A 21,266-nucleotide genomic window follows, 5' to 3' on the forward strand; every position below is an offset into this window, starting at 1 on the left:
AGACCGAATGCGCCGCCACCGAATGCGCCGCCACCGAATGCGCCGCCACCGAATGCGCCGCCACCGAATGCGCCGCCACCGAATGCGCCGCTACCGACGGCACCAGTTCAGCTGGCGTCGGACTCGTGAGGCTCGGAACGATCGCGTCAGAGGACAACGGCACACCTCAAAGTGACTACAGCGCTGGATCGGCCTTCAAAAGCTATCAGAGACGAACCGATCGAAGCAAGATAGATACGGCCGCCACGCGAAGTTCGCGACACATTACACACCGAATGGCACACCGTTCCAGATTCGGGTCGTGTTCAAAGTGCGGTGCGACTGGTCTCTGCACAGTCGAGAGCCAGCGTGGCCGCTTCGTGGCTTACCTCAACGGCATCACGTTGCGTGCGAGGGATGCGCAGCCGATCGAGACGAGCATCGATCGCGTCATAACTTGCTTGCAACGTCGGAACTGCTGCCAAGCGCGGTAGGTCGTCGGCGCATCGGAGGAAGAGCATGCAGTCTTCAAGACCAGCGAGTCGCAGCACGGGTTCCACTTCTCGGCGCTGAGAATCACTGCGCAACACCATGCGAAGGCCACGCGCCACCGCTGTTTCGAGGCGGCTCAGCACGCCGTCGCGAAGCGCCACGCCGTGCGCCGCCACCGCCGACCACGCTCGTTGCGCGCGCATCGCGATGAGATCATGCAACGTCACGTCGTTTCGAATCCGCTCATGCCGCAGCGCTGGCAGCTGCTCGATCGCGACGGACATCGCTTCGTTGAACGTAAGCCCGGGCAACCACGCGTGCAGCACCGGCAGAATGTCGTGCGCGTGTACCTCGATATCGAGTGACGCACATCCCCACCTGATCGACTCGGCCAGCGCCGTTGCCCGTAACGGTATCGTGTCGGCGACGATGCCGTCGAACGCTATGATCGTGACGCGATTCGCGCTTCGGCGATGCTCGTCAGCGCGATTCTCGCTTAAGTGATTCGCGCTAACGCGATTCTCGTCGAAGCCGCTCGCGTCGAGCTGATTCACGTCTCATGCTCGTACGACGCGTCGAGCAGTTCGATGGGATGCACCACGCGCGCACGCGAACCGGTGCGCAGCAGGCCGGCGCCGATCTGCATCATGCACCCGGGATTACCGGTTGCCACCCAGTCGGCACCACTCTCGGCGATACGCGCGAGTTTCGGCGCGAGCACGGCGTCGGAGGTATCTGGCTCCACCAGATTGTAGATGCCGGCCGACCCACAACACTGATCGGCATCCTCGAGCGGAACGAGCGTGAGTCCGGGAATCGCCTGCAGCACAGCGAGCGGCGGTGATACCACACGCTGAGCGTGCATCTGATGACAGGGCGGATCGTGCGTCACGCGCAGCGCCACCGACGCCGTGCCGGGAATCGGGCCCACGGTCGCCAATAGCTCCGAAATGTCACGCGTGCACGCGCTGATACGTGCGGCTCGTGCCGCCCACGCGGGATCGTCGTGCAGCAGATGGCCGTACTGCTTGAGCATGGCTCCGCAGCCGGCGGAGTTGACGGCGATGACATCGGCGCCCGACTGCTCGAAGGCGGCAACGTTGATACGGGCCAATTCGCGGGCACTTTCGAGATCGCCGGCGTGGGCGTGCAGCGCGCCGCAGCAGCCCTGCGCGCGTGTATCGCGCCGCTGGAACCCGTTGTGCGCGAGCACGCGATCGGTGGCGCTATTCACATGCGAGAACAGTCCCGACATCACACAGCCGGTGAGACAGGTTACCGTGGGTGCCTGGGTCGTGAACGACGGCTGCGTGCTCGGCGCGATGTTCGGGTGCAGCGGTGCATTCGTGCTGCCCACCCGCAGCTTTGCCGGCGTCGTGGACGCGATCATTGCCATCGGAAACGCCAGGCGGGCCGGCAGCAGCGTGGCCAATAGATGCGGCAGCCGCGTAGCGCGGAACACGCGTGCGCCGACCAGCGCGGTGCGCAGCAACCTCGGATGCTTGAACAGGGCGAGCACGGCGCGCGCCACGAATGGCATGCCGCGCACCGGGGCCATTGTGGCGCGGGTGGCTTCAAGTAGATCGCCGTAGGGCACACCAGACGGACAGGCGGTTTCACAGGCGCGGCAGCCGAGGCACCGATCGATGTGCTGCGCAGCGGTGGGATCGTCGAGTGCGATGTCACCTTCGAGCATACGACGCATGAGCACGAGCCGACCACGCGGCGAATCGTTCTCGTCTTCGAGATTCACATAGGTGGGACAGGCCTGCAGGCAAAAGCCGCAATGCACGCAGGCGTCGAGCCCCTTGCTGGCGAGGGCCAGCGGTGTGCCCGGCAACGCGCACTTGGGCGTGACAGAGGTGCTGTTCGCCACGCTGCTCATACCGCGCTCATACCGCTGCTCATATGGCTGTTCATATGGATCCCGGGCGTCGCCGGTTCAGAATGCCATGGGGATCGAAGGCGCGCTTCACCAACAGATCGAGATCCGCTGCGCTGGGAAGGGGCACTGCGCCTTGTTCCACCACCACTGAGAAGAGAGTCGACGGTGCCGCTGATGCCACGAACGCGGCCACGCGTGCATCGGCGTTGTCTGTCGCCAGTGTCGTAATGCGCACCGATCCGCGAGCGGGATGATACAACAGTGTGGCCTCCGGGAATGCGACACGCGCTGCCTCGATCAGTATCGCGCCGTGGGCCGGCTTGGTGCGGGCGCGAAGCACGAGCGCCTGTTGAGGCACGTGTCGTAACAGCGACACGGGAGACGCCGATTCGCTCAACGCCGAATCGCTGGCGTTGCTCGTATCGGAGGGGCCGAGGGTGAATGCATTGCGCGCGCCATACGATTGCACGATGCCACGCAACGCTGACGCGCGCGCTTCGTTGCCGGTGCAACGCGCAAACAGCTGCGCCGATTCGTCCGGGGCGAGTCGCACCAGCATCGGCAACGGGGCCCGATTCGCGATGAGACGAGGCACCCACGCAGTCGGCGCATCAATCAGTGTCCCCGTGATCACGTGATCCATGATCGGCTTGGCGTGCAGTCGGATGCTGACTTCCGTAATGATGCCGAGTGTTCCGAAGGCGCCCGTGTTCAATCGCACGAGGTCGAACCCCGCCACGTTCTTGACCACCTTGCCGCCCACGCGTACCACGTCACCGGTGCCCGTGACGGCGGTGAGTCCGAGCACGAGATCGCGAACGGTAAGGTCTTCGTACGCCAACGGCGCCGCCGACGCCGTCGCGACCACGGCCCCAATGGTGGACCGCGGAGAGCCATACGGTGCGATGGCCAGCATCTGGCCACTGGCGGCGCAGACCGCGCTCAGTTCCTCGAGCGTGGTACCCGCGTGCACGGTGATTACGAGGTCGCCGGGAGTGTACTCGATCACGCCGCCGCGTACGCGGACCACGGTCGCACCGGCATCGTTGTCCACGGGGCCACCATGCAGCCAGGTGCCGGAGCCGACGGCGCGGGCCGCGGTCTGGCTGACGATGGCAGCGGCGATCGCAGCGGCGACACTGCTCGCTGGTGGTGCGGCGGTCAGCGTGGTCATGTCGCAGCCCGTTTCGCACGGGGCGTACCGTGCCACTCTTTGCACGAATGCACCGGCACCACCTTGCCCGGATTGGCGCGTCGGTCGGGATCGAACACGTCGCGGATGCGGCACATGGCCGACAGGGACTCGGCGGTGAACAGGCGGTCCATGTAGGGCAGCTTGTCGAGGCCTACGCCGTGTTCGCCGGTGATCGTGCCACCGGCATCGATGCAGGCCTGCATGATTTCCGACATCGCCTCGTGCACGCGCGCCGACGCGTCGGCGTCGTTGGCGTCGTAGGGGATGTTCGGATGCAGATTGCCGTCGCCGGCGTGGAACACGTTGCACACTTGCACGCGGTGTCGCGTGGCGATCTCGTGGATGGTAGCCAACACATCGGGGAGACGCGTGCGTGGCACGACGGCATCCTGCACAACGAGTGACGGAGCGATGCGACCCATGGCCCCGAACGCTTTCTTGCGACCCTGCCAGAGGCGGGTGCGGTCGGCGTCGGTGGTGGCCACGAGTACATCGCGTGCGCCGGCGTCCATGCAGCAGTGACGAATGATCGACACATCATCGTCGAGACCATCGGCGATGCCGTCCACTTCGCAGAGCAGAATGGCCGCGGCGTCGATGGGATAGCCGGCGGCGTAGATCGACGCTTCGACGGCGCGGATGGTGGCGTTGTCCATCATCTCGAGCGCGGCGGGCACGATACCGGTGGCCACGATGCGTGAGACGGCGCGCGCGGCGGCATCGACGCTCGGGAAATCAGCGAGTAGCGTGTGCACCGTGTCCGGGAGCGGCACGAGGCGCACCGTGATCTCGGTGGCCACACCGAAGCAGCCTTCACTGCCGACGAACAGTCCAAGCAGATCGTAGTCGTCCGATTCACCGAAGGCGCTGCCGAGCCGCGTGACCGTGCCGTTTGGAAGTACGACTTCACACTCCACGACGTGATTGAGCGTGACACCGTACTTGAGGCAGTGCGGCCCACCGGCATTCTCGGCCACGTTGCCGCCGATCGTGCACACACTCTGACTGGACGGGTCGGGGGCGTACTGCAGGCCGAACCCGACCACGGCGCGCGAGAGCTTGGCGTTGACGACGCCGGGTTCGACGCGGGCGATACGATTCACGGCGTCGATCTCGAGAATGCGCGTGAGGCGATTGAGGCCAAGCAGCACGACGTCGTCGGCGAGTGCGCCACCGGAGAGGCCGGTGCCGGCGCCCCGCGGCACGAACGACGCGCCAGCGGCGGCGAGCGCCTGCACCACGGCAATGACTTCGTCGCGGGTGCCGGGAAAGACGGCGAGATTGGGCAGGGCGCGATAGCCTGGTAGCCCGTCGGCGTCATACGCCACGAGTTCGGGCGCGCGGGATTTCACCCAGCGAGGGCCGACGATAGCGGAGAGGGTGGCGAGCAGAGCATCGCGCATGCCGAAAGATAGCGGCGCGAAACGCGAACTATCTGGTCACAAGCCCACGATCGTGGACACCAGCGTGCGTAGCGTGGCGAGATCGAACGGCTTCTGCAGCACGTGCGGGTGGAAGGCGAGCGCGGTGCCGGGTGCGGCGTGGGAGACGGCGTCGCCGGTGGACAGAATCAGGCGCTCCGCGACGGCGGGCCGGCTAACCATCAGCGCCTGCAGCAATTCCTCCCCGGACAGCAGGGGGAGGTGCAAATCACAAATGACGAGGTCAACGCGGCTCTCGCTCGCATCGTCACTCGCCAACAGTTGAGTCAGGGCCGTGTGGCCATCTCCGGCTTCGGAGACAGTCCAGTGTTGACGCTCGAACCACCGCTTCAGCGCGAAGCGAATGCCCGGCTCGTCGTCAACGATAAGTACGCGAGGCAACTGCAGCTCCAGGAGATCCGGGAGAAATATCAAACGGGTGCTCGTAGACATACGAACACCCGTTCAAAAAGCTACTATTTCGTGCCAAGTCGAGTTATGCCGCGCCCCAGAAACCGGCCAGCGCCCGACCATCGGGCGATTCGCGCAGCTTTTCGAAGGCCCGTTCGCGGATCTGGCGGATCCGTTCGCGCGTGACACCCATAAGGGCGCCGATGCGCTCGAGGGTCATGGCTTCGGCCCCTTCGTCAAGCCCGTAGTACAGGTACAGGATTTTGCGTTCGCGGGGCGTGAGGTACTTCCGGAAGACCCGATCGATGAACTCCCGCATGAGGCGGAAGTCGGTGCCTTCTTCGATGTCGATGTGCGTCTCGCCGGCGAAACGTTCGCCGAGGGTGGACGCTTCGCGGTCCTGACGATCGATGGGGGCGTCGAGGGAGACTTCGGTGCTGGTGATCTGGCGCGCGTTGCGGATTTGCTCGATGGGCTCCTGAAGCAGCTTGGCCATCTCCGCATCAGTGGGCTCGCGATTGAGCACCTGATTGAGGACCATCTCACCGCGAGCCATGCGAATGAGCTGGGAATTCTGGTTGAGGGGGATGCGGACGCTTCGCGTCTGCTCGGCGAGCGCCTTGAGGACCGCTTGCCGGACCCACCACACCGCATACGAGATGAACTTGACGCCTTGATCGGGATCGAACTTGCGGACCGCCTTAAGGAGGCCCTCGTTGCCGATGGCGACGAGTTCGGAGAGATCGAGACCGTGTCCTTGATACTTCTTCACGTAGCTGATCACGAACCGGAGGTTCGCGGTCACGAGGCGCTCAGCAGCGGCCTCATCTCCCTTTTGGGCGAGCCGAGCGAGACGACGCTCTTCGGCTGCTTCCGTGATCAAGGGGAGTTTTTGAATGTCGTGCAGGTACTGATCGAAGGCGGTGGAAGGGGAAGAACGGAAAAAGCCCTTGGAGCGAGCTTCGGTGGTCCTGGTCGCGGCAGCTGCCTGCATACGCCCTCGCCGAACATGTGCCTAAACGACGGGGTCCAGACGCGACCCAGTCAGGGGGTGGGAACGCCACGATAATGGCGGGATACTGAGCGGTCAATGAAAATCTTTGCAGGCCATGTAAATCGGGCATTTACGAGACAGTTTGGCGGCCGAATAGCGACAGTAGATGGCTCAAATGTCACCTAGTGAAGTCTGCGTCACATGTCGGTCAAGGGAGCTGAGCTGTGTCGCGTTGCGCGCGCGCAACACTGATGGTTACTTTTCCATCAGCGCTGCCCGCACGAGATCGTCGGGTACCGCCACTGCCCAGGTGCCTTCGGCCGATTCCATCTCACCGATGGCGCGGGGGAGGGAGAAGCGGGCCGCTCCCCCTCGCGCCTTCTTGTCGCCGTGGGTGGCCGCAATGACCTCATCGAGGTTGAGGCCGGCGGGCATTCGAGCTGGCAGTCCCGCGCGCACGACGGCGTCGGCGATCCCGACCGCGAGTCCGGCGCGGGCGAGGCCGATCGATTCGGCGATGCGGGCTTCGGCCACCATGCCCATCGCGACGGCGTCGCCGTGCAGGAGCTCGAAGTTGAGCACGCGCTCCACGGCGTGGGCGATGGTGTGGCCAAAGTTGAGAATCTGGCGGAGCCCACCTTCGCGGGTGTCTTCGGCGACCACGTCGGCTTTGATGCGGACGCTGCCCGTGATGAGCATCGTGATCGCGGCGACGAAATCGGGGGCGCCGCCGCCGTGCTCGCGAATGGCGTCGGCGAAGCTGAGGACGGCGTCGAAGTAGGGTGCGTCGGCGATCACGCCGTGCTTGATCATTTCGGCGAGGCCGCTGCGCAGCACGTTGTCGGGCAGCGTGACCAGGACGTCGGGGTCGATGACGACGGCCGAGGGGTTGTGGAAGGCGCCGACGAGGTTCTTGCCGAAGGGAGTATCGACGGCGGTTTTTCCGCCGACCGAGGCGTCGACCATGGCCAGCAGGGTGGTCGGCACCTGAATGACGGGGAGTCCGCGCATGTAGGTGGACGCCACGAACCCGGCGAGGTCGCCGATCACGCCGCCGCCCACGGCGATAACGGTCGTGTCGCGTCCGGCTCCCCATTCCAGCAGGGCATCGGTGAGCTCAGCCCACCGCGCCCGCGTTTTCTCGTGTTCACCAGGCGGAATGGTGAACAGGTGGGTGCTCTCGGTTGGGAACTGGGCGGCAATGCTTTTGGCGTACAACGGCGCGACCGCGGTGTCGCTGATGACGGCCACGCGATGCGAGGGGGCCACGAGACGCGCGATCTCCCCGATCGACTGCCGCACGTCAGCCCCGCAATACACGGGGTAGGGCAGCGGAAGCGACAGTGGCGTAGGCAGCGTGTCGGGGGGCGCGCCGGTCACTACCAGGTCACCTCACCCGCCCCGGCGCGCTTGTTCGCGACGCGAGCGAGCATGAAGAGGAGATCGGACAGGCGATTGAGATACACCACCACCATGGCCGGCAGTTCAATCTCGGCGGCAAGATGCACCACGCGACGTTCAGCCCGTCGACAGACAGTACGCGCCACGTGCAGCGCGGCGGCCTTGGGCGTGCCGCCCGGAACGATGAAGCTGCGTAGCGGCTCGAGCTCGGCCTCGCAGGCATCGATCGCCCGTTCCAGCTCCTCGATGCGCTGCTCGTCGATGCGCGCCTTGGAGAGCTGCTCCTTCATCTTCTCACGATCGGGCGTGGCCAGCAGCGCGCCGATCGCGAACAGGTCGCGCTGCACCGGCACGAGCACCTCGTCGATGCGCGGCATCATGTCGATCGATCGCGCGAGACCGAGCGATGCGTTGAGTTCGTCCACGTCGCCATACGCTTCGACGCGGGGATGGTCCTTGCCGACCTTGCCGCCACCAAAGAGGGCGGTCGCGCCCTCGTCACCTGCTCGGGTGTAGATCTTCATTCCGAAAAATACACGGTGGGTCTCGAGTTCTGGAGAAGCAGTATGGGATAGGGGTCGGGGGTCGGGAGTACGGAGTAGCCCACTCCGTACCCCCTACTCCGCACTCCCTACACCGCCGTTATCTTGTGTACATGAAGACCCATCCCATTCGCGACCTCACCATCATTGGCGGCGGCCCCACGGGTCTGTTCGCCTTGTTCTATGCCGGCATGCGCGGCGCGTCGGCCCAGATCGTCGATGCCCTGCCTGAACTGGGCGGTCAGCTCACGGCGCTCTACCCGGAGAAATACATCTTCGACGTGGCGGGCTACCCGCGGGTGCTGGCGAAGGATCTCGTCCGGAATCTCACAGATCAGGCCAGACAGTTTCATCAGGACACGGGTATCCCGGCTCACCTGGGCCAGCGCGTGGTTGGTCTCGAAGAAGAGGACGGACACTTCGTGCTGGTCACCGAGACGGACCGTTTCCCGACGCGCTCCGTAGTGATCGCAGCGGGCATCGGTGCGTTCAGCCCGCGCAAGCTGCCGCAAGCGTTCGCCGCGGAATGGTACGGCCGCGGTGTGGACGCTCTGGTGTCCACCCCCGAAGCCTATCGCGGTCGCGATGTGCTCATCATCGGCGGCGGTGACTCGGCGTTCGATTGGTGCGCGCAGCTGCGCGACAAGGCGAAGTCGGTCACGCTGGTGCATCGCAGCGATCGTTTCCGCGCGCACGCGGCCACGGTATCGGAAGTGCAGGCCGCCGCTGCTCACGTGGGCGGCAACGTGGCGGTGCACACGTTCCACGAAATCGATGCAATCGCGGGCACCGACCGCATCACGGGTGTGCGTCTCAAAGACGTGAAAACGAAGGAAACGCGCGACATTGCCTGCGACGCGGTGCTCCCGATGCTCGGCTACGTCTCCGATCTCGGCACTCTGCTGGAATGGGGCCTCGATATCGAGAAGGACGAAATCAAGGTCTCGACGTCGATGGAAACGGGTCGCGCCGGTGTGTATGCCGCCGGCGACATCACCACGTACCAGGGCAAGCTCAAGCTGATCGCGTCCGGCTTCTCGGAAGCCGCGATCGCGGTAAATCAGGCGGTGCACTGGATCTATCCCGAGAAGAAAGTCGCGCCGGGCCATTCGTCGAATCTGGCGGTGTTCGGGCAGAAGGACGACTAGGTCTCGTGCTGTACGGTGTGCATGGTGCTGCATGGTGCTGCATGGTGCTGCATGGTGCTGCATGGTGCTGCATGGTGTGCTTGCGATGAGCGTCGTGGGTCGTTGCTGGATCGCTGGTTCGCGCGAACCGACGATCTCTCAGTTCACCCAACACTCCCGACGGCGCACCAAGCCACGCATCAAGCCACGCATCAAGCCACGCATCAAGCCACGCATCAAGGCGCCACGCACCAAGGCGCCAGCGCTACGCCCGCACGCGCGGATCGGCTTTCTGGTACGCGAGGTCCGTGACGAGATTCACAAGCACGAAGACAACCGAGAGAAACAGGACTGCGCCTTGCACGGCGGGCAGGTCGCGTCGCGAAATTGCCATGACCACGTAGCGGCCGATGCCTGGCCAGCTGAAGATCGTTTCGGTGAGAATGCTGCCGGTGAGATAGGCGCCGAAATCGAGACCGATCACCGTGATCACCGGAATGAGTGCGTTGCGCAGGGCGTGGCGAACGATCACGCTGGACTCGGTGAGCCCTTTGGCGCGGGCGGTGCGCACGAAGTCGGCGCCGAGTACCTCGAGCATGGAGGAGCGCGTCACGCGGGCGAGGTAGGCGATGGATCGCGAGCCGAGGGCGAGGGCGGGGAGAATCAGAAACTCGATGCCGCCGTATCCCGAGGCCGGCAGCCAGCGCAGCGTGACCGCGAAGAGCAGGATCAGCAGCAGGCCGATCCAGTATACGGGGAAGGAAATCCCGAGGTACGTGGTGGCGAGGGCGAGGCGGTCGAACCAGCCGTTGGGGCGTACGGCGGCGAGCACGCCGATCGTGACGCCGCTGATCGTGGCGAGCAACATCGCGGCCGTGGCCAGCAGCAGCGTACGGGGAAAACGTTCGGCGATGTCGCTGACGATCGGGCGGTTCGTGACATACGACCGCCCCAAGTCGCCCTGCAGCACCCCGCTGGCGTAGTGGAAGAACTGCGCCGGCAGCGGGTCGTCGAGGCGGAGTTCGGCGCGAAGGCGCGCAATCGTAGCCGGGTCGGCGCGTTCACCGACCATGGCCTGCACGGGATCCCCGGGCGCGACGTAGAGCAGGAGAAAGACGACGACCAGCACCCCCCCCAGCGTGGGCAGGGAGAGCAAAAGGCGGCGGGCGAGCAGCGACAGCATATCAGCAACATTAATCCCCGTGGGAGTGCGGCCGATACTCTCCGTCAGTTCCCGCGGCGGGTCACGGGGACGATCCGATTCTCCTTGTCTCCGGTTCATGTTCTTTCGTCGCTCACTTTCCGAAGCCGCGTCACTCGTTGCGCCGCCGGCGGCGTCAGCCGCCAATTCGGCAGACGCTTCAGCGGACGCTTCAGCCCACGCTTCGGCGGACGCTTCGGCGGACGCCTTGGCACAGGCTTCGGCGCACGCTTCAGCCCACGCGTTCGATATCGCGCCACTGCTCGACGCTTTTGGCCAGGTGCTTTCCGCCTACGCGCAGGGGAGCTTCGACTTGCCCGACGTGTCGTCGAGTGAGGCCGGCGAGGAGCTGGAGCGGTGGCGGCGCCATACGGTGCTCGGGGTCCCGCTCGAGAAGTCGGCGGGAGTTCCGTCGCTCAGTGCCGCGCAGCGTGACTACCGTGGCGCCGCCCGAGCGCTCACCGACCATCGGCGCCGCGAGAAGCGCTACGTGGAGTCGGCGCTCTCCGATTTGCGCGACGCCCTGTGGGCCTGCGTGGAGCGCGTACACACGGTGGCCCAAGCGGACCTGCAGGCCGACGAGGCCACGTCGGCACAGATCTCACGCGTGCAAACGGCGATTCACGGCATCGAGACCGGCGCCGTGAAGGACGAAGTGCTGCAGGCCATCTCGGCGATCACGGACATCGCCCGCAGTCGTCGCGATACGCAACAGATCGCCTTCGGCATGCTGGCCGAACGAATCGACCAGCTGGGTTCGCAGCTCGAAGAAGCCAAGCGCGAAAGCGAAACCGACACCCTCACCGGACTCGGCAATCGCAAGCGTTTCGAACGCGCCGCGCAGCGCGCCGTCCAGATCCATACGCTCAATCGCGCGCCACTCTCGCTGGTGTTGATCGACCTCGATCATCTGAAGCAGATCAACGACGGCTACGGACACTCAGCCGGTGACTCCACGCTTCAATCGATCGCTGGCAGTCTGGCCAAGGTATTTCTGCGCGAAGCCGACGTGATCTGCCGCATCGGCGGCGACGAGTTCGTGGTGATACTGGCCGGTACCGACGAGAAACTCGCCCAGCGCTTGGCCGAACGTGTCGTGCAGCAGGTGGCGTCGACCGGCGCCCCATTTGCCATCGAGGCGCCACCGCTCAGCGCGAGCGTGGGCTACGCCGCGTATCAGGCGGGGGAAGGCGTGGACGCATGGTTGGGGAGAGCGGACGCGGCGTTGTATCGGGCGAAGAAGGAAGGGAAAGGGAAAGCTAGCGGGGCGATTTGAACTGCTAACGGCGCTAGGAATAAGGGGCGCTAGGAATTACGGGCGCTAGGAATGACGGGCGCTAGGAATTAACGGCGGGGAACTGCGCTCAACTGCGCTCAACTGCGCGGGCGTCACGCGTGCTTCTCGTTCTCACGGCGGGCTTCGTCTTCCTCGATCCTACGGATAAGAGACGCCAGCATGCGGGCGGTGACGAGCGCTTTGGCATCACAGAGGAAATATTGCTTGGTTGGCAATCGTGCTTCGCTCCATGCACGGGTAAGGTGTGTGCGGGTTTCATTCGCGGAGCCGAGTGCGATGCGCAGGTGATTGAGAAACCTCGCCGCTGAGCCCCGCCCCGCGCCTTCGGCCGTGTTGGCCGCGATCGAGCCGGCAGCTTCGATGAGTTGAGCACGAAGTCCCGGAACATTCGTCACGTCGTGCACCTCGAGGGACTCGTGCACGACGCGGCTCAGTTCACACGCCGCGTCGTACACTCGGAGGTTGAAGTGGTTTGGCATCGCGCACGATACGATCGCCCCTCCAAACCACCCTCACCAAAAACCCGCCACCCCGCCCCTTCCAACGCACTTCGCCGTTCACGCCCCTAATTCCTAGCGCTCCTAATTCCTAGCGCTCCTAATTCCTAGCGCCCCTTATTCCTAGCGCCCCTAGTTCTTAGCGCCCCCTATCCGTACTCGTTCCCATCGCTGCCCATTGAAAATCACCGGGACTTCAAATCCCTTTACCCACGGCTGCACCGCGTACAGCTCGTTGTAGAAAAACAGCGGGATCATGCCTACCTGCGCGTATCCCACCGAGTCTGCCTGTCGATACAACGCCGCGCGCTTGGTGGCGTCGGCTTCGCGGCGGGAGCGATCCACCAGCGCATCGAACGTGGGATCACTGAAGAACGACACATTGCCGCCGGCGCCGCGGTTGGCGGTGTGCAGCAACGGATAGAGGAAGTTCTCGGCGTCAGGGTAGTCGGCGTACCAGTCCTTGACCACCAGGTCTGTCTGTCCCGCGCGGGCGGCGGCGCGCATGGAGCTGGCGTCGCGTTGCACGAGTTTGATGCGAACGCCGACGGTGGCGAGGTAGGCCTGGATTGCCTGCGCGAGGCGCGGCATCGGGGCCGTTTGTGAGCTCCAGAGTTCGAGGTCGATGCCATTCGCGTAGCCGGCCTCGGCCAGGAGCTTGCGTGCCGCGATGGTGTCGTACGCGTACGGCTGCCGCGTCTTGTCGAACCCTTCGAGCGTGGGCGGGATGACGCCGGCGGCGATGGTACCGCGGCCGGCGAGTAACTGGGCGAGCAGTGTGGGCACGTCGATCGCGTGCGCGATGGCCTGTCGCACTCGCCCGTCTTTCAGTGGACCGCGCGTGACGTTCACGCCCATGTACCACAAGCGGAGCGCGGGCGCGCTCACCAGCGTGGCTTTTTTGGTGTCGGTCTCTTCCCAGTCGCGCGTCTGGTCCTCGGGCACGTACAGAATGTCGACCGTGCCGGCCTCGAATTCGGCAACCGCGGTCGACGGCTCGGGGATGATGCGGGCGATCAGCGTGTCGATGGACGGTGCGCCGCCGAAGTACGTCTCATTGCGAGCGAACTTGAGGTAATCATCGTGCTTCCATTCCACGAGCTTCCACGGGCCGGTGCCGATGGGGTGTTCGCTGAAGTCGACGCCGATCGAGTCGGGCAGGATCGACGCGACCGGCATGGCGAGCAACTTCGGGAAGATCGCGAACGGCTCGTTGAGCGTGATGACGACTGTCGTGTCATCGGGCGTGTCGATGCCGAGTGTGGTGCCCTTGCCGTCGGCGAAGTCGCGGGCGCCTTTGATCGGGTAGAGTGGCCACACCGTACCACCTTTCGTGGCCGGGTCGAGCACGCGGCGGAACGACTGCGCGACGTGGCGCGACAGCAGCGGTGACCCGTCGTGAAAGCGGACGTCGGCGCGCAGATGGAAGATGTAGCGCAGGCCGTCGGGCGACACGTCCCATGACCGCGCGATGGACGGCTGCACCTGACCGGCGGGGGTGAACTTGGTGAGACCGTCGAACAGATAAGCGACGGCGCGTCCGCTGGGGACGTCGGTGGCTTTAGCCGGATCGAGCGACCGCGGATCGTACCAGTCGCGTGAGTCGATGAGCGCGTGACGGTCGGGAGTCGCCTCGCCGCTGCGACAGCCGGCCAGCATGGTACCCACCATGGTGCACAGCGAGAGCAGCGAGCAGAGCGAACGTGACGGGCGAATCGATGGCATGTGCGGTTGACTGAGGGACGATCCCACGTGAGCTTCAACGCTATAGAACGTGCGACCTCTCGTCCATCTCCTCTTCGCGCTCGCAATCCTTTCGGTCGCGCGTCCGGCCACCGCCCAGGATCTTTCCTGTGATCGCGGCGACCGTGAGGTGCGTGCGCTCAGATTCGCTGGAAATCGCGAATATCCGTCTGTCGCCCTCGCGGCCACCGTGGCCACCACTCCCTCGTCCTTGGCGGGATTGCCGGTGGTGGGCGAGCGGCGCTGCCTCGATCCGGTGGAGTTTACGCGTGACGTGCAGCGCCTCGAGACGCTGTATCGTCGACGTGGCTTCCTTGATGTCGCGGTAGACACCACGGTCACAACGATACGGCCTGGTGTGATCGAGATCACGTTCACGATTCGCGAAGGCGAGCCGATGCGCATCACGGCGCTCTCGTTGCTCGGGCTCGATCTCAACCCCGAGGTGCGCGAGGCGGCGCGCGACTTCCCGCTGGTGCTTGGCGGCGTGTTCGATCGCGGGGCGCTCGAAGCCGGTCGCGACACGTTGGTGCGCCGACTGCGCAACAAGGGTTGGCCGCAGGCGGAAGCGCTGGTGGCGTACACCACGAACACCGTGACGCGCACGGCCGATGTCGAAGTCTCCGTAGTGCCGGGGGTGCGTGCCAAGCTCGGGCGCATCGCCCTCGAGGTCGATGCGGGAAGCGATAATCGCCGGGTGTCGGACGCGACCGTGCGTCGCGCCATGGCGCTCAATACCGGCGACTGGTACTCAGCCCGTGCGATTATCGACGCGCAGCGCAATCTCTATCAGACCGACGCCTTTCAGCGGGTGGATCTGCAGCCCGACAGTATCCAGCCGGCGGGCGATTCGATCGTCAACCTCGTGGTGCGCCTGGTGGAAGGCGATCGCTGGGCGGCGCGCGGTGGACTGGGGTGGGCAACGCTCGACTGCTTCCGCATGCAAGGCTCGCTCACCGATCGCGATTTCCTGCCGTTCGCGCAACGCCTCGAACTGACCGGCCGCGTGAGCAAGATCGGCATCGGTGATCCACTCGACGGTGCGCCGAATCTCTGTCAGGGTCAGGCGCGCAGCGATCCGTACAGCCGCACGCTGAACTACTACACGTCGATGACGGTGCGGCAGCCGGTACGGGCCAATCAATCACGCGTGCCGTCGCTTACGTTGTTCAGCTCCACGCTGTCCGAGTACAAGGCCTTCTTGCGTCGTACGCCGATCGGTGGTGCGCTGTCGGTGACCGATCCGTTCCCCATCGCGCGCGTGCCGAGCACGCTGTCGTATCAGGTGGAGCTCGGCCGCACCGAGGCGGAACCGGCGTTTTTCTGCGCAGTGTTCAATGCCTGCGACAACGAGTCACGCACGTTTCTGCAGCGCAACAACCGGCTGGCTGCGCTCGAGTATGCCGTGGTGCGCGCGCGGGTGAACGATCCGTTGCGACCGACCGGCGGCAGTACGCTCCGGCTCAATGTGCGGCACGCGAGTACGCTTATCGGCTCCGACCGTTCGCAGCAGTTCAATCGCGGCACCGGTGACGTGTCGTGGTACCGGGCGTTGCGTGGCGGGACGACGCTGGTGACCCATCTTCGCGCCGGCGTGGTATACGGGGGCGGCAGGACGCCGCGCACCGGAGGATTCATTCCGCCGCAGGAGCGCCTGTACGCCGGTGGCCCGACCACCGTGCGCGGCTTTCGGCAGAATGAGCTCGGGCCGGCCGTGTACATCGTGAGTCGCTACGATACCGTCAGCGCGAACGGACAGACCTTCTACCGCGCCGACTCCACGTCGGTCACGGAGCGCGTGGTGCCCACCGGTGGCAACTCCTTGGTGGTGGGCAACGTGGAAGCGCAGTTCCCGAGTCCGCTTGCACCGAGGCTGCTGCAGATCGCGGTGTTCGCCGACGCCGGACGACTGTGGAACCGCGGCACGTCGTCGCAGGCCGTGTCGCTGAGTGAAGAAGGGCCGGCGGTGAAGATCACGCCGGGCATGGGCATTCGTATTGCGTCACCGTTTGGCGCGATTCGCGTGGACCTCGGCTACAATGGCTATCGCTTGCCGGCGGGCGCGGCGTACTACAACGCCCCGCTGCAAGCGGGTGTCGCACCGCTGTACTGCGTGAGTCCCGGCAACGGTCTGTCGGTGAGCGCCTCGGGTACGAGCGGTGAACCGCCGGAGCAAGAAGCGGGTGGCTGTCCGAGCAGCTTTCGCCCCACGCGCGGCGCCGGATTTCTCCGACGCTTGAATCCGAGCATTTGGATCGGGCAGGCGTTCTGATGCGCGACGAATCGATGCCCGACGAACGGCGGGACGACGACGTGATCGACGACGCAATCGGCGACGTAATCGTGGAGAAGCGCGGGCCGCGTCGCATCCGTCGACGAACGGTGGTGCTCGCCACCGCCGCGGTGCTGCTGTCGCTCGTGGCGCTGATCGTGGGCGGCGTGGCCGTGCTCACGCAAACCGATCGCGGTCGCGCGGCGATCATGCGCGTGGTCGTGCCGGCGATTTCGGCCACGATTCCGGGCACACTGTATGTCGGCAAGGTGAGCGGCACACTGTTCACCGACATCACCATCGATTCGATCGACATCCGCAGCGCCGACGGCACCCCGTTTCTGAGCAGCGGTCCGATCCGCGCCAGCTATGATCCGCGCGACCTGCTCGACCGTCGCATCGTGGTGAAGTCGCTGGAGGTGACACGTCCGGTGATCACCATGGTGGACTACGGCAACGACGACTGGAACTGGAAGCGCGCGCTCCGCCGGAAGGGCGTGTTCGCCTCGAAGTCGACGAGCCGGTTCGGGGAGTTCATCGTGATCGACACGACGACGATTCGCGAACTCACCTTCACCGCCCGCCTGCCGTGGATTCTCTCCGACACGCTCAAGGGCGCGAAGCGCGATAGCGCGCTCACGTACAATCTCACGCGGCTCGATGGTGAAGTGCGCCGCGAAGGCAATCACTTCGTGCGCGTGTATCGCTTCGTGCGCGGTGGGCTCGCGCTCGGCCGCTCGCGGTTCGCCGATCCGGATTCGGCGGGCATGCGTCTGGCCATGCGAAAGATGGACGTCGTGTGGATCTATCCGCCGTTCTGGTTCCGTAACATGAAGGGCACCATGCGCCGAGTGTCCGACACGCTCTGGATGGATGACGTGAGCTTTCAACTGGCCAACTCCGGAGCGCACGGCGAAGCCAAAGTGGTGTGGGGCAGCGGACTGCCGGTGCGCTACGATGTGAAACTGAAAGGCGATAGTGTGGCCATGTCCGATATGGCCTGGATCGATCAGACGCTGCCTTGGAGTGGTGGTGGCAGCACGTTCATCACGATCAAGAACGACCCGAAGAATCTGGCAGTGCTGGAGTATGGGTTGCGTGACATGGACGCGCGGGCACTGAAGTCGCGGCTCAAGGGCAACATGACGTTTGCCGTGGGCGGGCCGGTGTTGCGTGTGAACGACGTGGATCTGCAACTACTTCCGGCCAACACCGAACTGCTGCGCTGGTTCAACGGCGAGCCGTTCCCGTACGACTGGCAGGGCAACGTTACCGGCCGCGTGATCGCGCGCGGTGGACCGGTCACCAACTGGAAGCTGGACGACGCGCAGCTCACCTACGCCGACGCGCATGTGCCCGGCGCCGTCTCGCGCGCTCGTGTACGCGGCGTGGTCGACATCTTTACGCCGGCCGACGCGATCCTCAAGGGGGTCGATCTCGAGCTGCTGCAGCTCGACCTGCGAACCCCGCGTTTTGTGAATCCGCTGTTCCCCGAGCTCAATGGGTTCGCACGCGGCACCATGCGACTCGACTCGCTCTGGTACGACGCCTATTTCTCGAAGGCCGACATTGAGCATGTGGACGGACCCGGTCAGCCGTCGCGCTTCACCGGCGACGGTCACTTCACGCTGCTCACCGAAGGCGTGAAGTTCGACGTGGACCTGCAGGCGGTGCCGCTGTCGTACACCACGATGTCACGCTCGTATCCGTCGCTGCCGCTACGCGGTTCGGCGGTCGGTCGCATCAAGGCGGCTGGCATGGCCGACCAGTTCGAGGTGCAGACCATCCTCGCCGGTGAAGGCGGCGAGCTGTCGTTTACCGGCAGTGCCGATGCGCTCGAACCCGAGATGGGCGCTACCGGAACGTGGCGCCTGCGGGGTGCCAATCTGCAAAACCTCCTGGGCGACAATCGTTTTCCGATCACGTCGCTCTCGATGCTCGGCACGGTAGACTTGAGCGCGTCCACCATTGAAACACTGCGCGGCTCGTTGCGCGCGTCGGTGGACCAGTTCTCGAGAGTCGCCGATGCCCGCCTGTTTGGTGGAACCGCCGTGGTGTTCTTCGATTCCGGTCACGTGCGCGTCGATACGCTTGCCATCGAGAGTTCGGCGGTCCGACTCACGGCGCAGGGGGGACTTGGCATAACCAAGGCCCGGCGCGATTCCCTGTCGATCTCGATGGTGGTGGACTCCATGGGTGGACTGCGGCCCTGGCTGTCGCCCACCGACGCCAACAAGCGGGCGTTCGTACTCGCCCGCGATACCCTGCGCGGATTAATTGAACTGTCCGGCCAACTCTCCGGGTCGATCGATTCCACCGATGCGGCTGGACTCGACCTGCGACTTCGCGGCGACGCGCGCGATGTGATCGTGGCGACCTCGCGCGCGCAGCGAGCGTCCGTTGATTTGGCGGTGCGCGATGTGCTGCGGGGGGCGAACGGCTCGTTGTCGGCCACGATGGACTCCGCGAGTTTCGCCGGTATCGATATCGCCTCGGCGGCGGGGCAGTCCACCTTGCGCGGTGGGCTCGCCGAACGATTCGGGGTGCAGATGCGGACGACGTCTGAGTCGCGCGTGGCAATTGCCGGTGGCGTAGCGCGAACCGGTGATTCAACTGTCGTGACCATCGACACGCTCAATCTGCGCGTGGACAGTGCGTCGGTGCGACCGCGCGGGTTTGCGCTGGTGGCGCCAGCGAGGCTGCGCTTCATGCCCGGCGCGAACGGCACCCAGCGTGAAACGCTTGGCTCGCTCGACTCGCTCGTGTTGCAGCACACGGACACGGGTCGTATCGCGATTCGCGGAGGGCTGGCGGCCGGCGGTGCGGTGAGCGGACAGGTGGACGCCGATCGGGTGGCCCTTGCCGATATCGGTCGTCTGCTGCGCACGTCGGGACTCGCCCGCGGAACCGCGTCGGCCGCGATCACGCTGAGTGGCACGCGCGAACAGCCGCAGCTCGATGGTACCGTCGACTTGCGTGATGCCGTTGCCGGTCGCGTACGCTTTGGCGATCTGTTCGCCAAGGCCCACTACGATTCGCTGCGGCTGAATTTTGATGCTGCACTGCGTCTGGGTGGCAAGCCGGCGTTGCAGGCCTCGGCTTCCTTGCCGCTCGATCTCGCTCTGGTGGCCAATCGAAAGCGGCAGCTGGACCAGCCGCTGACCGGTCGCATCGTGACGGAGCAGACTGACCTCACCCTGCTGGAGTCGATATTTCCGGACGTCACACGCGCCCGCGGCACGCTGTTCACGGACGTCGCGCTCACCGGCACTTGGGACCGCCCGCGGTTGCGCGGCGGAATGCGACTCGAAAATGCCTCGCTGTCGCTCGACAATCTGGGGATTCGACTCGACAAGGCGCGCGCCGACATCGGCCTGTTCGGCGACAGCATTCTGATTCGCCGCATCAGCGCCACCAGTGGTGCGCCCGAAGACTCGATCGGTATCAGCGGCTCGATCGGCATCCGGGAAATCGCCAACCCGTCGTTCAATCTTCGACTGGCGGCCAATGAATTTCAGGCGATCGACAAGCCGAGAACAGCGTCGATCGTCATGACGACTACCACGCCGATCACGCTCACCGGGTCGCGCGATGCGCCACGCGTGCAGGGGGCCGTGCGCATTGATCGAGGGCGCGTGTACATCCGCGCGCTCGCGCAGCGCCGAGCGCTCGACCTCACTGACAACCTCGACATCATCGATACCACCCGATTTGGTGTGAACGGACTGCTGCCGTCGGCGCCGCGGGCCATCATGCAAAACCTGCAGCTCGACAACGTGCGGGTGAGCATCGGCGACGACGTGTGGCTTCGTTCTCCTGAAGCGAACCTCAAGCTCGGCGGTGGACTGCGCGTTACACGCGCCCTGTCGCGCGATGGTCAGGTGCCGCGTCTCGCGCTGGCCGACTCGCTCACGGTGGATCGCGGCACGTATCAGCTCAACCTCGGCATCGCGCGCCCCGGTTTTGAAGTCGAGCGTGGTCTCGTGCGATTCTTCGGCGATCCGGACCTCGAGCCTGCGCTCGACATCACCGCTCTGCACACCATCCGCGAAACGCGTCCGAATTCGAACCGGCAGGACGTCCGCATCCGCGTCAACATCGCAGGCACCATTGATCGTCCGATGTTGGCCCTTTCCAGCGCTGACAACCCGCCGGTCCCTGAAAGCGACATGTTGAGCTACTTGGTGACCGGCGAGCCGGCCTACGCGCTCCTTGGCACGCCCTACGCCGAACAGGGCGCCACGCTCGCGCTCCGGTTGGCGGGCAGTTATCTGTCGAGTCGGTTGGCCGGCGGTCGATTCGACGTGGTGCAGGTTGAGCCCACGGCGCTCAATCCCGGGGACGCGGCCAATTTGCGCGAGAACGGTCTGGGAATTCTGGCCTCGACCAGAGTTGGTGTGGGCGGTCAGATCGCCCGAAACACCTACTTTACCTTCAGCACCGGGCTGTGTGGATTGTCCAGCCAGACCTCGGGGGGCGGCGACGCCTTGTCCCTGTTTGCGCAGGGTCTCGGGGTCAAGGTGGAACGGCGTTTCGACGGAGGCTTCAGCGCGGCGCTTGGTCTCGAGCCAGGCTCCAGCGCGCAGGCCTGCGGACGGCTGGGGATTAGCCGCACGTTTCAGCAGACGCCGCCGCAGATCGGCATCGACTTCTTCAGAAGCTGGACCTTCTGAATCCGAGCGACCTCGGCGGTATCTTGTTTCGACCTGCGCCGCCCGTTCGTCTTTATGTGCCAGATGTCACCAACCCTACCTTCCCCCTCGAGTCTGTCGGCGCCGTCGCTGACTGAGTCTCTCGACGCGATAGATC

The 21,266-nt window shown here is 65.0% G+C and carries 15 protein-coding genes; 4 read left to right on the forward strand and 11 right to left on the reverse strand.

The features are described 5' to 3' along the window. Nucleotides 1–305 precede the first annotated feature (305 nt). The 8 genes from ACLL97_RS00325 to ACLL97_RS00360 all read right to left on the reverse strand — a co-directional run bounded on the left by ACLL97_RS00325 (nt 306) and on the right by ACLL97_RS00360 (nt 8,302). Nucleotides 306–1,025, reverse strand: a complete 720-nt coding sequence (locus ACLL97_RS00325) for a hypothetical protein (RefSeq protein WP_411278476.1) — start codon at nt 1,023–1,025, stop codon at nt 306–308. Continuing rightward, nucleotides 1,022–2,356, reverse strand: coding sequence for a heterodisulfide reductase-related iron-sulfur binding cluster (locus ACLL97_RS00330; RefSeq protein ID WP_411278477.1), 1,335 nt, complete (start codon nt 2,354–2,356; stop codon nt 1,022–1,024). Before ACLL97_RS00330 ends, ACLL97_RS00325 begins: the two co-directional genes overlap by 4 nt. A 31-nt stretch (nt 2,357–2,387) precedes the next feature. Continuing rightward, nucleotides 2,388–3,530 carry an FAD-binding oxidoreductase gene (locus tag ACLL97_RS00335; RefSeq protein WP_411278478.1) on the reverse strand — a complete coding sequence of 381 codons (1,143 nt, stop codon included), beginning with the start codon at nt 3,528–3,530 and terminating at the stop codon, nt 2,388–2,390. Continuing rightward, on the reverse strand, nt 3,527–4,954 hold the full coding sequence (locus ACLL97_RS00340; protein ID WP_411278479.1) for an FAD-linked oxidase C-terminal domain-containing protein: 1,428 nt from the start codon (nt 4,952–4,954) through the stop codon (nt 3,527–3,529). Before ACLL97_RS00340 ends, ACLL97_RS00335 begins: the two co-directional genes overlap by 4 nt. A 36-nt stretch (nt 4,955–4,990) precedes the next feature. Further along, a complete protein-coding gene (locus tag ACLL97_RS00345; protein WP_411278480.1) occupies nt 4,991–5,425 on the reverse strand; it encodes a response regulator in 435 nt (144 codons plus the stop codon). A gap of 43 nt (nt 5,426–5,468) precedes the next feature. Then, nucleotides 5,469–6,377 carry an RNA polymerase sigma factor RpoD/SigA gene (locus ACLL97_RS00350; RefSeq protein WP_411278481.1) on the reverse strand — a complete coding sequence of 303 codons (909 nt, stop codon included), beginning with the start codon at nt 6,375–6,377 and terminating at the stop codon, nt 5,469–5,471. A gap of 255 nt (nt 6,378–6,632) precedes the next feature. Beyond that, complete coding sequence (gene aroB / locus ACLL97_RS00355) at nt 6,633–7,757, reverse strand: 3-dehydroquinate synthase (RefSeq protein WP_411278482.1); 1,125 nt, start codon at nt 7,755–7,757, stop codon at nt 6,633–6,635. After that, entirely contained in the window at nt 7,757–8,302 is a 546-nt protein-coding gene (locus ACLL97_RS00360; protein WP_411278483.1) for a cob(I)yrinic acid a,c-diamide adenosyltransferase, read from the reverse strand. Before ACLL97_RS00360 ends, aroB begins: the two co-directional genes overlap by 1 nt. A gap of 131 nt (nt 8,303–8,433) precedes the next feature. On the opposite strand from ACLL97_RS00360, the gene ACLL97_RS00365 reads away from it, so the two are divergent. Further along, nucleotides 8,434–9,468 (forward strand): NAD(P)/FAD-dependent oxidoreductase, encoded by a 1,035-nt coding sequence (locus tag ACLL97_RS00365; RefSeq protein ID WP_411278484.1) that lies wholly within the window; start codon nt 8,434–8,436, stop codon nt 9,466–9,468. 244 nt (nt 9,469–9,712) lie between these two features. Here ACLL97_RS00365 and ACLL97_RS00370 read toward each other — a convergent pair whose 3' ends face one another. After that, nucleotides 9,713–10,630 (reverse strand): ABC transporter permease, encoded by a 918-nt coding sequence (locus ACLL97_RS00370; protein ID WP_411278485.1) that lies wholly within the window; start codon nt 10,628–10,630, stop codon nt 9,713–9,715. 226 nt (nt 10,631–10,856) lie between these two features. On the opposite strand from ACLL97_RS00370, the gene ACLL97_RS00375 reads away from it, so the two are divergent. After that, a complete protein-coding gene (locus ACLL97_RS00375; RefSeq protein WP_411278486.1) occupies nt 10,857–11,924 on the forward strand; it encodes a GGDEF domain-containing protein in 1,068 nt (355 codons plus the stop codon). A gap of 113 nt (nt 11,925–12,037) precedes the next feature. Here ACLL97_RS00375 and ACLL97_RS00380 read toward each other — a convergent pair whose 3' ends face one another. Both ACLL97_RS00380 and ACLL97_RS00385 read right to left on the reverse strand, forming a co-directional pair. Further along, nucleotides 12,038–12,424 (reverse strand): four helix bundle protein, encoded by a 387-nt coding sequence (locus tag ACLL97_RS00380; RefSeq protein WP_411278487.1) that lies wholly within the window; start codon nt 12,422–12,424, stop codon nt 12,038–12,040. Nucleotides 12,425–12,574: 150 nt separating this feature from the next. After that, a complete protein-coding gene (locus ACLL97_RS00385) occupies nt 12,575–14,167 on the reverse strand; it encodes an ABC transporter substrate-binding protein (RefSeq protein ID WP_411278488.1) in 1,593 nt (530 codons plus the stop codon). Nucleotides 14,168–14,216: 49 nt separating this feature from the next. Between ACLL97_RS00385 and ACLL97_RS00390 the strand changes: the two genes are divergently transcribed. Together ACLL97_RS00390 and ACLL97_RS00395 are read left to right on the forward strand one after the other, a co-directional pair. Then, a complete protein-coding gene (locus ACLL97_RS00390) occupies nt 14,217–16,457 on the forward strand; it encodes an outer membrane protein assembly factor (protein ID WP_411278489.1) in 2,241 nt (746 codons plus the stop codon). Further along, nucleotides 16,457–21,130, forward strand: a complete 4,674-nt coding sequence (locus ACLL97_RS00395) for a translocation/assembly module TamB domain-containing protein (RefSeq protein WP_411278490.1) — start codon at nt 16,457–16,459, stop codon at nt 21,128–21,130. Before ACLL97_RS00390 ends, ACLL97_RS00395 begins: the two co-directional genes overlap by 1 nt. The last annotated feature ends 136 nt before the right edge of the window (nt 21,131–21,266 follow it).

This window comes from Gemmatimonas sp., from assembly GCF_046594945.1.
Classification (GTDB): Bacteria; Gemmatimonadota; Gemmatimonadetes; order Gemmatimonadales; family Gemmatimonadaceae; genus Gemmatimonas.